The organism is Cupriavidus sp. 05N39 (assembly GCF_056397325.1).
Genome location: NZ_JBFTNE010000050.1, coordinates 1 through 13303, shown reverse-complemented (window position 1 = coordinate 13303; position 13303 = coordinate 1). Strand labels below are relative to the sequence as shown.

Genomic DNA, 13303 nt, shown 5'->3' with positions numbered 1-13303 from the left:
GCTCCACTGCGCTTATCACGCGGCAACCTTGCCCAACAGCGCATCGGAAATGATGCGCATCTGGATCTCGGACGTGCCTTCGAAGATTTTTGTCAGGCGGGCATCGCGCCAGTAGCGTTCCGCCGCGAAATGCGTGGTGTAACCGGCGCCGCCGTGGATCTGCAGGCCTTCGCTGGTGACGCGCTCGGACATCTCGCTGGCGAACAGCTTCACCATGGCGGCCTCGGTGTCGCAGCGCGTGCCCTCGTCGATCTTCTCGCAGACCGAGTAGAGCAGGGCGCGGGAGGCTTCGATCTGGGTKGCCATGTCGGCCAGCTTGAAGCGGATCGCCTGGAAGTGGCCGATGGGCGAGCCGAACTGCGCGCGGTCGCGGGCGTATTGCAGCGCGTCTTCCAGGCTGCCCTGCGCCAGCCCGACCGAGCGCGCGGCGGTGTGGGCGCGGGCGGTTTCCAGCCCGGCGGTGGTGAGGTAAAAGGCCTTGCCTTCCTCGCCGACCATCTTCGAGGCCGGCACGCGGCAGCCGTCGAATGCCAGTTCCCAGGTGGTCCAGCCGTGGTAGCCGATCTTGGGAATCACGCTGCCCTTGACGCCCTCGGGCAACTGCCCGCGCGGCTTCTCCACCATGAAGGCGGACAGGCCGCGGTGGCGGGCCTTGGGGTCGATGACGGGGTCGGTGCGGCAGGTGACGAGGATGAAGTCGGCCTCGTCGGCGAAGGTGCACCAGTACTTGCTGCCGGTGATGACCCACTCGTCGCCGTCGCGCACGGCGCGGCAGGAGATATTGGCCACGTCCGAGCCGGCATTGGGCTCCGACAGCGAGAAGGCGCCGAGGAACTCGCCGCGCGCCATGCGCGGCAGGTAGTCCGCCTTCTGCTCGGGCGGCAGGCCCTTGAGCGCGCCGATCAGTCCGTTGCCGCGCGCGATCAGGCTGCCCACGCTCATCCAGCCCCGCGAAAGCTGCTCCGCCACGAGGCAGTACTCGTAGGCGCCGAGACCCAGGCCGCCGTACTCCTCCGGGATCAGGATGCCGAAGTATCCCAACTCGGCCATTTCATCGATCAGGTCGCGCGGGATCTGGCCCTTCTCGGGATCCAGCTTGTTGGCGATCGGCAGCACACGCTCCATCGTGAATTGCTGTGCGGCTTCCTTGATCATGCGCCGCTCTTCGGTCAGTCGTTGCACCTTGCGCTCCTTTTGGTGTTTGGTTTGCTGTGATGTCGTCAGTTTGTACGTACATAATGTGCCATTGCCATGCCGGAGGTCAAGACAAATGACGACCATCCCTCCATTTAATGCTAGTTTTTATAGGTATTTAGCCGGATGTGCCTTGGTGCTCCAGGCTTGACAATGCTGAATTTGCGAATCACTATGTACGTACAAAACGAATGGCAAATGTCACAAGTGACGGTTTTGCCGCCTGGAGAGCGCGATGGGTAAGAACAGATCTGGCAACTACTTCGAGGACTTCCGGCTGGGGATGACGTTGCGTCACGCCACGCCGCGCACGCTGACGGAAGGAGACCGCAGCCTCTACATCGGGCTGACCGGCAGCCGCGGCGCGCTGTACACCGCGGACACCAGCGCCAGGCTGGCGGGACTGGAGCGGCGTCCGCTGGAAGACCTGCTGGTCTTCAACACGGCCTTCGGCAAGACCGTGCCGGACATTTCCCTGAATGCCGTGGCGAACCTCGGCTATTCGGACGTGCGCTTCCTGGCCCACGTCTACGCGGGCGACACGCTTGCCGTGGAAAGCGAGGTCATCGGCCTGAAGGAGAACTCGAACCGCAGGAGCGGCGTGGTCTATGTGCGCTCCACGGCGAAGAACCAGTCGGGGCGGGATGTGCTGACCTGGATCCGCTGGGTCATGGTGCACAAGCGCGATCCGGCCGCGTCATGCGGCGCCACCGTGATCCCGCCACTCCAGGCTGTGGTGGCGCCGTCGCGCCTTGCGCGGCACGGGTACACGGCGGGCGTGCAGGACATCTGCATGACGACCGGCGTATCCGACTTGTGGGAAGACTATGAATCCGGCGAGCGGATCGACCATGTTGCCGCAATGACGGTCAACGATAGCGATCACAGCATCGCCACGCGGCTGTACCAGAACACGGCAAAGGCCCATTTCGACGGCTTCGCCATGGCATCCACGCCCGGCGGGCAGCGGCTGGTCTACGGCGGCCACATCATTTCGATCTGCAAGGCGCTGTCTTATGACGGCCTGGAGAACGCACTGTCCATCCTCGCCGTCAACGGCGGCAGCCACGTCAATCCCACCTATGCCGGCGACACCATCTGCTGCGCGACGATGGTGCTGGACAAGCTGGATCTTGCCAGCGCCCACGTTGGCGGGCTGCGGCTGCGCACGATCGGTGCAAAGAACATCCGCGGCGCCGCGGAAATCCGGTTTCCCGGCATGGAGGGCGGCAGGGCGGAGCATCCGTCGAATGTGGTGCTCGATCTCGATTACACCATCGCCATCCCTCGAACCGCACAGTAAAAACACAGCAACTGGAGAACGTCATGACCACTGCCACCCATCCGAAACTTGCGCTCTTTGCCGGCGAAAAGGCATTCCCCGCGCTGTCGGCCTGCGAACACTTCGCCGGCAGCGAAAAGCTGATCGGCAAGGCCATGGACCTGCAGGTCGAATACGGCCCGGTGTTCGATATCACCTGCGACTGCGAAGACGGCGCCGCCGCCGGACAGGAGAAGGAGCACGCGGCCATGGTCGTGCGCATGATCAACTCCGGGCGGAACCGCTTTGACAAGGCGGGGGTCCGCATTCACGATCCCGCGCATCCCGCATGGCGGCAGGACGTGGACATCGTCATCGGGCAGGCCGCAAGCCGGGTGGCCTACATCACCATCCCCAAAGCGACGAACCACGAGCAGGTGAGGGAGGTGATTGACTATATCGGCCGCAAAACCCGCGAAGCCGGTGTGAACCGCGTGGTGCCGGTCCATGTCCTGATCGAAACGCACGGTGCGCTGCGGGACGTATTCCACATCGCAGCGTTGCCGCATATCGAAGTGCTCGACTTCGGCCTGATGGACTTTGTCAGCGGCCATCATGGCGCCATTCCCGCCGCGGCCATGCGCAGTCCGGGCCAGTTCGAGCATGCGCTGCTGGCCCGCGCCAAGGCCGACATGGTGGCCGCCGCGCTGGCCAACGGCATCGTGCCCGCGCACAACGTCTGCCTGAACCTGAAAGATGCCGAAGTCATCGCCAGCGATGCAAGCCGGGCGCGCACGCAATTCGGCTTCCTGCGCATGTGGAGCATCTATCCGGCGCAGATCCAGCCCATCGTCAACGCCATGCGGCCCGACTTCACGGAAGTGGCCGATGCGTGCGAGATCCTGATCGCCGCGCAGGATGCCGACTGGGGGCCGATCCAGTACAAGGGTGAACTGCACGATCGCGCTACCTACCGCTACTTCTGGAGTGTCCTGGAGAAGGCCAGGATCACAGGCATGCCGCTGTCGCCCCAAGCCGAGGCGCGCTTCTTCGGGGACGGCGCCGGCGCTTAGCGCAAGGGGCGATGGCGCAGGCGAATGTGCGTACAATGTGCGCACAGTTTGCGATGCAAACGCCTCACCAATACTGCAATCCGTTTATGAGCGCCAGACCCAAAGACACCCGGCCCGAGCCCACCGGCTCCCACACGCGCTACGCGGAACTGGCCAGCACGCTGGTCACCGATATCGTGGACGGCCGGCATGTGGTCGGCAGCCTGCTGCCCACCGAGCACGAACTGGCGCAACTGCACGGCGTGAGCCGCCACACGGTTCGCGCCGCACTCCAGCGGTTGCAGGACCTCGGCTATATCTCCCGCAAGAAGTCCGTGGGGACCATGGTCGAGAGCGTCAATCCCAAGGCGTCGTTCACGCAATCGTTCGGCACCGTGGAGGACCTGGTACGGGTCGCGGCCACGGAAGTCCGCGCCATCGAGGACGTGCGCACCGTCACGCTGGATCGTGCCGCCGCCAGGCACTTGCAGGCGCCGGTCAAGAGTGAATGGCTGGTGTTCTCCGGCACGCGCGTTGCCGCGAAGAAGGGCGGCACGCCGGTGGCATGGGCCGAGATCTACGTCGACACCGCGTTCTCCCGCATCAGCCAGGCGATCCGCGACAACCCCGACGTCCTCGTCAGCGCGCTGATCGAGCGGGAATGCGGCCAGTCCATTGCCGAGATCCGGCAGGTCGTGACCGGGATGCTGATCGGGGAACCGCTGGCCGGCAAGCTGGGCGTGCCCGCGAATTCCGCCGGTTTGCGCCTGATCCGGCATTACAAGGATGCCGGCGGGCGGATCCTGGAAATTACCGATACCGTCTATCCCGCGGATCGCGTTTCCGTGGCGTTTCAACTCAGGCGCACCCAAGGCTAGCGGCTGTCCCCGAAGCCATGCAAAGCGATCCGGCGGCCTGGAGGCGCGGGGAGCTAACAGACCACACTGCGGGAAGATTCGCGCACTATACTTTTCCTGCACCCGACGACGAAGCCGCTTCCAGGCAGGTTGCCGGGCGCAATGCGCTGGCAGCCGCCGTGCCGGCAAGAGCACTGCATCGCGCGTGGTGATGAGGTTACGCAATGAACCGCATTGTGACTCGGGTATTTGCCGCAGTTGTCATTGCCGGCTGCGCCGCGCCCCCACCGCCGCCGCCCTTGGCCGCACTCGACTACAAGAGCCGTGCCCTGAGCCGTACCGACGGCGGCTTGCGGGTGTCGGCCGCCGTTCTTTCGAATGAGGAAAGCGCGGACGTGTATCGGGTTCCGCTGGAGAGGCTGCAGATGCAGCCCGTCTGGATCGAGGTCACCAACAACGACGACCGGGGCTATTACCTGATGTCGTCGGGTCTTGACCCGGGGTTCTTTCCGGCATCCGAGGCAGCCGAGGCATTTTCCCAGGGCGGCTCGCCTGACGAAAAGGCCAGCGTCGACCAGCGCTTCCGCCAGCTCGCCTTCCGCAATCCGGTCCAGCCCGGACAGACCGTGTCGGGGTTCGTGCTGACAAACGCCAGCGAGGGGGCGAAGCTCGTCCAGCTGGACCTGGTGGCGAGCGGGCGCGCCAAGACATTCTCGATCCTCATGGTCGTGCCAGGCTTCCATGCCGACTACCATACCAGCGAAGTCTTCCGGCGCGAGATCTATCCGCCCGAGGAAATCGTGGACTACACGGATGACGAGGCCTTCCGCGCGGCACTCGAAGCCCTGCCGTGCTGTGTCACCAACAAGGATGGCTCGAAGAACGGCGACCCGCTCAACCTGGTGGTCGTGGGCGGCATCGACGATGCGTTTCCCGCGTTCGTACGCCGCAGCTGGCGGCCGACCGAGCAGAAGTGGTCGGGTGCGATCACAAAGATGATCACCTCGGCGCTCAAGGGCGAGCCCTATGTCAACGCGCCGGTGAGCGATCTGTACCTGTTCGGACGCGCGCAGGACCTGGCATTGCAGAAGGCGCGCGACAACATTCACCAGCGCAACCATCTGCGTCTCTGGCTTAGTCCGATGCGCTATCACGGCAAATCGGTGTGGGTGGGCCAGATCAGCCGCGATATCGGCGTGCGTCTCACCATTCACTCGCCAACGCTGACGACGCACAAGGTCGATCCGGACGTGGATGAAGCGCGCACGGCGCTGGCGGAGGATATGGCCTATTCCCAGAGCCTCAACAAGATCGGGCAGGTGAAAGGCGTGGGCGCGGCGCCGCGAAGCGCCCCGCGCGAGAACCTGACCACGGATCCGTATTTCACGGACGGCTATCGCCAGGTGCTGGTATTCGACCGTAAGCCCACATCGCTCTCGGCGATCGAGTTTTTCCCGTGGAGCGGGATCTATCAGACCGATGGCGCGCGCCAGGGAGCGAAACAATGAGCGTGTTGCCGCTGTTGCATCCTGCGCTACGGTACGCGGCGGGCATGGCGATCCTCTCGCTTGCCGTGGCCGGCTGCGCGACATGGCAAGCGCCCGCCAGTGCCGACGACGCCCCGCTACGCGAGCGCGCGGTGAGCGAAACCAAGCAGGGCGTGCGCGTGAGCGCGGCAGTGCTGGGCACGGAAGACAGCAAGCGCATGTTCGGCGCCGACATCAACAAGGCCAACGTGCAGCCCGTCTGGTTCGAGGTGCATAACGGGACCTCGCATCCGTTATGGCTGTTGCGCTCGGGAACGGACCCCGACTACTTTTCGCCGCTCGAAGTCGCGTGGTCCCTGCATGGCACGTTCAGCGGGGCAACCAATGCGCGCATTGACGACTACTTCAATAAACTCGGGTTCAAGAATCCGATTCTGCCTGGGACGACACACGAGGGCATCCTGTTCACCAATCCCGACCGCATTACGAAACTCGTCAATGTCGATTTGTTCGGGACCAGGACGCTGATCCCGTTCAGCCTCTTCGTGCGCGTGCCCGACGATATCTCGGATGCGGGTTTTGCGCGGTATATCTTCCAGTATCCGGATTCCGCGGTCACGGACTACAGAGACCTTGCCTCGCTGAGAGCCGCACTCGAACGATTGCCGTGCTGCGCCACCGATGCGGGCGGGGCGGCGCAGGGCGATCCATTGAATGTACTGATTGTCGGTGAACTCGGCGACATCGGCGCGGCGGGGGTGCGGCGTAATTACCGCCGCGATTTGCGCGAGGGTGATACCGAGCAGCGGGTCTTCGGCCGCGCGCCGGACGCCGTGCTGCGCAAGCAGGCGCAAGGCGGCGCGCCGGCGACCTGGATACGCGTGTGGCTCGCGCCGGTCCGCTTCCAGGGCCAGCCGGTTTACCTCGCTCAGGCAGGCCGGCCTGTCGGCGGACGTTTTGCGTCCGCCAAAACGGCAAAGATCGTCCTGCACGGGGATGTCGACGAGGCCAGGAACCTCCTGATCCAGGACATGATGTACTCGGGCGGTCTCGACAAGCTCGGATTCGTGAACGGTGTCGGCCCGGCGCCGCAGGCGCAACCACGGACAACGCTGGATGGCGCTCGCTACTTTACCGACGGGCTGCGCGCGGTGCTCTTCTTCGCGCCGCGGCCGCTGAGTCTTTCCGACGTGGAAATTCTCGACTGGGTACCTTACCTGGAGGGGCGCGGAGCCGCTTCACGCGAGGAGAGCGGCAATGCGCGCAAGTGATTCGGTCCCGGAGCCGCCGCAGGCCGTAGCCGGGCAGCCGGCTGGCGGCTTCCGCGCGCGGTTGACGGGCGGCGTCTTGCCGGGTGTCATCGGGGCTTGCCTCGTGCTCGGCGGATGCGCGTCGAAGCCGCTGATCCCTTACTCCGCCGATACGCCGCCTTTGGCACTGCTTCCCGCATCGCAGTCCGGCGTGCAGGACAAACGGGCGCGTTTCCGCGAGATCTACTGCGCGGTGCTGCAGGCGCGCGGACCGGAGCTTCCCGATTACCGGCACTGTGAAGACGCGCTGAACCGCATCGGCGCCGAGCCCGCCGGCGCTGGCAAGCCCGTCGATCTGGGAGAGTCCCGGCGGCACCTGATCGCAGTGGTGGTGCCGGGCATCGGCTATGAGTGCTTCGAGCCGTGGCTGAATGCGCCCGGTACTGTCCCGCAGCACCTGCGGGAATTTGGCTATGACGGCATGCTGCTCAAGGTCGATGCGCTGTCGAGCTCCGCGAATAATGCGCGCCAGATCCGCGACGCGATCATGGCCATGCCGCTGGCGGCGGGGGCGCCGCGCCTGGTGCTGGTCGGATACTCGAAGGGCGCGCCCGACATCCTCCAGGCAGTGGTGGAGTATCCGGAGATCCACAGCCGCGTGGCGGCGGTGGTCAGCGCAGCCGGCGCGGTCGGCGGCTCGGCGCTTGCCAATGACGCCGAGCAGTACCAGGCCGACATGCTGCGGCATTTCCCGGGCGCAACCTGCAAATCTGGAGATGGCGGCGCGGTGGAGAGCCTGCGGCCCGCGATACGCAAGGCATGGCTGGCGGGAAACCGGCTGCCCCGCGACCTGCGTTACTACTCGCTCGTCACGCTGCCGCGGCCGGACCGCATCTCGTCGATCCTGACTTCGAGCTATGACAAGCTCGCGCGTATCGACGGGCGCAACGACAGCCAGGTGATCTTCTACGACCAGATCGTGCCCGGCAGTACGCTGATGGGCTACGTCAATGCGGATCACTGGGCGCTGGCAGTGCCCATCGCCCGGACGCATACCACCATCGGCTCGATGTTCGTGACGCAGAACGCCTATCCGCGCGAGGCGCTGACGGAAGCGGTGTTGCGCTTTGTGGAGGAGGACCTGGCGGCGCCGGGACCGGCACCCGGCGGCATGTGACATATGGTGTACCGTCTCGCGAAGCCGGACACCGCCATCCCCGCGGACTCAGGCTGGCAGCGTGCTAATTGTCTCGGCAGGGGACGGCACCAGGAAGCCATGCAGGGGTGCCAGCCATTCGATGTCTTGGTGGGGCAGTACGACCAGGGAGTCGATGTGGACGCCCCTATCGCCGCCGGTGAACAAGGTCCTTTCCTCTTCGAGCAGGTAGCACAGGTGGCCGGAGTCATGGCCGGTGATATGCCATGCCCGTAGCGTGCAGCCCTCGCCAATGGCCAGGCGCGTGCCGTGCCGCAGCTCGCCCCCGGCCAGTTGCGCACCGGTGGCCTCATTGAGCTTGCGCGCGGCGGGCGAGTGGCCCGCGTGTATCTGGGTGGACAGGATCCAGCGGATCGGCCCCGGCGCCGCAGCGAGCACCGCCTGGATATGCGCGTCGTCATCGGGGCCGGGGTCGATCACGGCCCATGCGTTGTCGTTGCCGCCTCCCACCAGATAGGTGTTGGTGCCGAGGCCGCCAGCCACGCTACCGCCATCGCGGGCGGTGATCCGCCGGATGCGCGCGCCGAGGCGCACCGCAACGCCGGGCTCGATGATGCAGCGCGCGTCGCCACGCCCCTCTGGATCGATATGGCCGAGTTCGGCGTAGCAGGGCTCGTCCGGCATGACCGCGCGCAGGCCGCTCTCGCCGCGCCCCAGGCGGGGCATGATGCGGGCAATACCGCTTAGCGCCGCGGCATGCTGGTAGCAATCCTGGGCACGCCCGAAGCGGGCAATGGCTGCCAGGGTGCGCCGCGTGGGCGGCTCCAGCTTGAGACCGCTGGCAGGGTCCAGAAGCTCCGTCGGACGCTTCCAGCAATGGCCGGAGGCCTCCTCGCCGTCGTGCGCGGCGGTCTGGCCGGTGGGCGCGATCGCCACGAAGAAACGGGTGTCGAAACGCTTGGGCAATCCCGGTGGCGTCAGCCAGTGGCTGAAATACGCCAGACGGTCGACGGCGAGCCGCAGGCCCAGCTGGGCGCAGGCGTGCGCCAGCCCGAGTCCATCGTGCCTGGCGGCGTCGCGCAGCAAGGCGCGCTGTGCCTCCTCCAGTTGGTCCAGCGCCAATGGCTGTCCCGCACTGTCGCGGGCGAACAGCAGTCCAGCTTCCTCGAAGCATTCCCGTACCGCCGCCAGATAGAAATCGAGCCCGCCCGCGTCGACGCCCAGGCGCTGGCTTGCCGCGTGGTCATCGAGACCATCGGCGTAGGCATGAAGCCGCCTGTCCTGCGCATCCAGCGTGCCGCCGGGATACACATAGGAGCCGCTACTGCGATCGCCGGCACGTTCGGCGCGGCGAACCATCAGTACTTCTATCCCTAGCGGGCCGTCGCGCAGCACCAGCAAGGTCGCGGCATTGCGCAGCGAGGGGGAAGGCGCAGCGGGTGGTGCGCTTTCGTGGGATTGACTCATGGCGGGGGAGATCCTCGATTCGGTGTTGCGTGGCAATGCCTCGGGGGCGTGGTATGGCAGGGCGGCCGCCAGGCCACGCCTGCCGCATAGTCAGGATAGGTCCTTGAGTTCGATCAGCAGGTCCTTGGCGGCAACGCGGTCGCCGGGGCGCACGTGCACCGCGGCGATTTCGCAGTCGCGTTCGGCGGCGATATGCGTCTCCATCTTCATCGCCTCCAGCGAGACCAGCGCGCTGCCGGCGGAGACCCGCTGCCCCGGCTGGACCGCTACCGTCACCACCGCGCCCGGCATGGGGGCGGCCACATGCAGCGGATTGGTGGGGTCGGCCGCCGGGCGGGCCTGGCGCGACGGCCCCGCCTGCGCCACGCCGCGCCGCTCGACGCGGGCGGTGCGGGACTGCCCGTTAAGCTCGAACTGGACCTTGACGATGTTCTCCTCCGTGTCCGGGTGCGCCCCCTGCAGCATGATCAGCAGCGTCTTGCCGGGCGCGATGTCGACCGCCACCTCCTGCTGCGGTTGCGGGCCGTAGAAGAACGCGGGAGTGGGCAGGACGGATGTGTCGCCATAGGCGCGCCTGTGCTGGAAGTACTCGCTGGTCTGCCTGGGATACATCAGGTAGGACGCCAGTTGCCGGTCGTCCAGCGCGTGTTCGCAGGCGGTTTCGCCTTGCGCGCGGGCTTGTTCCAGGTCGACCGGGGCGAGATGGTCGCCGGGACGGTAGGGTTCGGGGGGATCGCCCCTGAGCACCTTGCGCGACAAGCCGGCGGGGAAGCCGTCGGGCGGGAAGCCCAGCTCGCCCTTGAACAGCGAGACCACCGACTCGGGGAAGGCGATCTCCCTGGCGGGGTCGCATATCTGCGCGGCGCTCAGGTCGTTGGCGACCATCATCAGCGCCATATCGCCCACCACCTTGGAGGTCGGGGTGACCTTGACGATATCGCCGAAGAGGTGGTTGACCTCGGCGTAGGCGCCCGCGATCTCGCTCCAGCGATGTTCGAGCCCCAGCGAGCGGGCCTGTTCGCGCAGGTTGGTGTATTGCCCGCCGGGCATTTCGTGGCGGTAGACGTCGGCGGTGCCTGCGCGGATCTCGGACTCGAAGGGGGCGTAGTAGCGGCGCACGCCTTCCCAGTACATCGATGCTTCGTGCAGGCGATCCAGGCTAAGGCCGGGATCGCGCTCGCTGCCGGCCAGCGCGGCGGCCATGCTCGACAGGTTGGGCTGCGAGGTCAGGCCGCTCATGGCGTCGAGCGCGCCGTCCACGGCGTCGCAGCCGGCGCCGATCGCGGCCAGCACGGAAGCCGCGGAAATGCCGCTGGTGTCGTGGGTGTGGAAATGGACCGGCAGGCCGGTCTCGTCCTTGAGCGCCCTGACCAGTGCCGCGGCGGCCTGCGGGCGGCAGATCCCGGCCATGTCCTTGATGCCCAGCACATGCACGCCGGCGCGCTGCAGTTCGCGCGCGATGCCCACGTAGTACTTGAGGTCGTACTTGGGCCGTGCCGCGTCGAACAGGTCGCCGGTGTAGCAGATCGCGCCTTCGCACAGGGCGCCGCTCTCGCACACCGCGTCGATCGCCACGCGCATATTGCGCACCCAGTTGAGCGAGTCGAACACACGGAAGAGGTCAATGCCGGCGCCGGCTGCCTGCCGGACGAAGAAGCGCACCACGTTGTCCGCGTAGTTGGTGTAGCCCACCGCGTTCGAGCCGCGCAGCAGCATCTGGAACAGGATATTCGGCACCCGCTCGCGCAATTGCGCAAGGCGCTGCCAGGGGTCCTCCTTCAGGAAACGCAGCGCCACGTCGAAGGTGGCGCCACCCCAGCATTCCAGCGAGAACAACTGCGGCAGTTCGCGCGCATAGAAGGGCGCGATGGGGAGCATGTCGGCAGTGCGCATGCGGGTCGCGAACAGGGACTGGTGCGCGTCGCGCATGGTGGTGTCGGTCAGCAAGACCTGCTTCTGGTCCAGCATCCAGCGGGAGAATTTCTCCGGCCCCAACTCGCGCAGCCGGTCGCGCGTGCCGGGCGGCATCGCGCCGGCACTGTCCACCCTGGGGCGCTGGGGCCTGGGCAGCGGCAACTGGGGCGGCGTGCCCATGCGGTGACCTTGACCAGCAGGGAGTCATAGTAGGGTGTGATGACGGCGCCGCCATAGGCGGTGCCGGCGTCCAGCCTGATGCCGAAGCCCGCCGCGCTGCGGTAGGCGGTGAGTTGCCCGTAGTCTGGCAGGAAGCCGTTCTCTGGGTCTTCGGTGGTGATGCGGCATTGCAGGGCGTGGCCGTTGAGCGGGATCAAGTCCTGCGCCGGGACACCCGTGGCGCGCACCACGGTATGCCCGTGCTCGTCCAGTTCGTCTTCGATCCGGCCGATCCGGCCGCCTTCGGTAATGCGGATCTGCGCCTTGACGATGTCCACGCCGGTGATCACCTCGGTCACGGTGTGCTCGACCTGGATGCGCGGATTGACCTCGATGAAGTAGCTCTGCCCGGTGTCGGCATCCATCAGGAATTCGACGGTCCCGGCGTGGCTGTAGCCGACCGCGCGCATCAGCCGCAGCGCCGCCTCGCACAAGGCCTCGCGGCCCGCGTGGTCGAGATAGGGGGCGGGCGCGCGCTCGACTACCTTCTGGTTGCGCCGCTGCACCGTGCAGTCGCGCTCGTACAGGTGCACCAGGTTGCCGTGGGTATCGCCCAGGATTTGCACCTCGACGTGGCGCGCCCGGCGCAGCAGTTTCTCGACATAGACCTCGTCGTTGCCGAATGCGGCCAGCGCTTCGCGGCGGGCGGCGGCCAGCGCGGTGGCGAGATCGCCTTCGCTCTCCAGCACCCGCATGCCGCGTCCGCCTCCACCCCAGCTCGCCTTGAGCATCAACGGATAGCCCACTTCCGCCGCCAGCCGCTTGCATTCGTCCRGGTCATGGGGCAGCGGCGTGGTGGCGGGCATCACCGGCACGCCGGCGGCGATGGCCGCATTGCGGGCGGCGACCTTGTTGCCCAGCGTGCGCATCACGTCCGGGGACGGGCCGATCCAGCGGATGCCGGCATCGATCACGGCTTGCGCGAACTCGGGGTTTTCGGAGAGGAAGCCGTAGCCGGGGTGGATCGCGTCGACCCGGGTCTGCCGGGCGATGCGCAGGATGTCGTCGATGTCCAGGTAGGCGGCCAGTGGCTTCTTGCCCTCGCCAACCAGGTAGCTCTCGTCGGCCTTGAAGCGGTGCAGGGCGAGGCGGTCTTCCTTCGAGTAGATCGCCACGGTGCGGATGTTCATCTCGGCGGCGGCGCGCATTACGCGGATGGCGATTTCGGAGCGGTTGGCGATGAGGAGAGATGTGATGGGGGCGTGCTTCATGGCGGTGCCTTTGGGGGGAGCTTGTTTTTTTGTATTTGGTGGTGGGTTATTGGTGGATGACTGCAACTGCAACTGCAACTTCAAAGGCTTAAAGTCAAAGGCGGTTTCACCCCCCTGCGGGGGGCGACCTACTTTCTTGTCTTGCCAAGAAAGTAGGCAAAGAAGGCGCGCCGGATGGGGCGACACCCCCTCGGGATCCGGCGAAAAGAGCGGCCGGGACCCAAACTCGCATCGC

8 protein-coding genes and 1 pseudogene are annotated in these 13303 nt (G+C 66.2%); 6 read left to right on the top strand and 3 right to left on the bottom strand.

Going from position 1 to position 13303, the window contains the following annotated elements:
* Positions 1-15 precede the first annotated feature (15 nt).
* Positions 16-1182 carry an acyl-CoA dehydrogenase family protein gene (locus AC1DN0_RS23105; RefSeq protein ID WP_441629568.1) on the bottom strand — a complete coding sequence of 389 codons (1167 nt, stop codon included), beginning with the start codon at positions 1180-1182 and terminating at the stop codon, positions 16-18.
* A 247-nt stretch (positions 1183-1429) separates the two neighbouring features.
* Between AC1DN0_RS23105 and AC1DN0_RS23100 the strand changes: the two genes are divergently transcribed.
* The 6 genes from AC1DN0_RS23100 (at position 1430) to AC1DN0_RS23075 (ending at position 8278) form a co-directional block, all read left to right on the top strand.
* Positions 1430-2497: a MaoC family dehydratase gene (locus AC1DN0_RS23100; RefSeq protein ID WP_441629569.1), complete on the top strand. Its 1068-nt coding sequence runs from the start codon at positions 1430-1432 to the stop codon at positions 2495-2497.
* 23 nt (positions 2498-2520) lie between these two features.
* Entirely contained in the window at positions 2521-3528 is a 1008-nt protein-coding gene (locus AC1DN0_RS23095; protein ID WP_441629570.1) for an HpcH/HpaI aldolase/citrate lyase family protein, read from the top strand.
* Between the two features lie 86 nt (positions 3529-3614).
* Complete coding sequence (locus tag AC1DN0_RS23090; RefSeq protein ID WP_441629571.1) at positions 3615-4385, top strand: GntR family transcriptional regulator; 771 nt, start codon at positions 3615-3617, stop codon at positions 4383-4385.
* 203 nt (positions 4386-4588) lie between these two features.
* A complete protein-coding gene (locus AC1DN0_RS23085) occupies positions 4589-5872 on the top strand; it encodes an LssY C-terminal domain-containing protein (protein WP_441629572.1) in 1284 nt (427 codons plus the stop codon).
* A complete protein-coding gene (locus tag AC1DN0_RS23080; protein ID WP_477111810.1) occupies positions 5869-7122 on the top strand; it encodes an LssY C-terminal domain-containing protein in 1254 nt (417 codons plus the stop codon). Before AC1DN0_RS23085 ends, AC1DN0_RS23080 begins: the two co-directional genes overlap by 4 nt.
* Positions 7109-8278 carry a lipase family protein gene (locus AC1DN0_RS23075; RefSeq protein ID WP_477111811.1) on the top strand — a complete coding sequence of 390 codons (1170 nt, stop codon included), beginning with the start codon at positions 7109-7111 and terminating at the stop codon, positions 8276-8278. The genes AC1DN0_RS23080 and AC1DN0_RS23075 overlap by 14 nt, the downstream gene beginning before the upstream one ends.
* 48 nt (positions 8279-8326) lie before the next feature.
* Here AC1DN0_RS23075 and AC1DN0_RS23070 read toward each other — a convergent pair whose 3' ends face one another.
* Positions 8327-9724, bottom strand: coding sequence for an MBL fold metallo-hydrolase (locus AC1DN0_RS23070; RefSeq protein WP_477111812.1), 1398 nt, complete (start codon positions 9722-9724; stop codon positions 8327-8329).
* A 90-nt stretch (positions 9725-9814) separates the two neighbouring features.
* Positions 9815-13068: pseudogene (locus AC1DN0_RS23065) on the bottom strand (pyruvate carboxylase).
* Positions 13069-13303: the final 235 nt, after the last annotated feature.

What these genes read in the sequence shown, in the direction of transcription:
- AC1DN0_RS23100 (WP_441629569.1), top strand. Translation starts at nt 1,430, where the DNA reads ATGGGTAAGAACAGATCTGGCAACTACTTCGAGGACTTCCGGCTGGGG.
- AC1DN0_RS23095 (WP_441629570.1), top strand. Translation starts at nt 2,521, where the DNA reads ATGACCACTGCCACCCATCCGAAACTTGCGCTCTTTGCCGGCGAAAAG.
- AC1DN0_RS23090 (WP_441629571.1), top strand. Translation starts at nt 3,615, where the DNA reads ATGAGCGCCAGACCCAAAGACACCCGGCCCGAGCCCACCGGCTCCCAC.
- AC1DN0_RS23085 (WP_441629572.1), top strand. Translation starts at nt 4,589, where the DNA reads ATGAACCGCATTGTGACTCGGGTATTTGCCGCAGTTGTCATTGCCGGC.
- AC1DN0_RS23080 (WP_477111810.1), top strand. Translation starts at nt 5,869, where the DNA reads ATGAGCGTGTTGCCGCTGTTGCATCCTGCGCTACGGTACGCGGCGGGC.
- AC1DN0_RS23075 (WP_477111811.1), top strand. Translation starts at nt 7,109, where the DNA reads ATGCGCGCAAGTGATTCGGTCCCGGAGCCGCCGCAGGCCGTAGCCGGG.
- AC1DN0_RS23070 (WP_477111812.1), bottom strand. Translation starts at nt 9,724, where the DNA reads ATGAGTCAATCCCACGAAAGCGCACCACCCGCTGCGCCTTCCCCCTCG.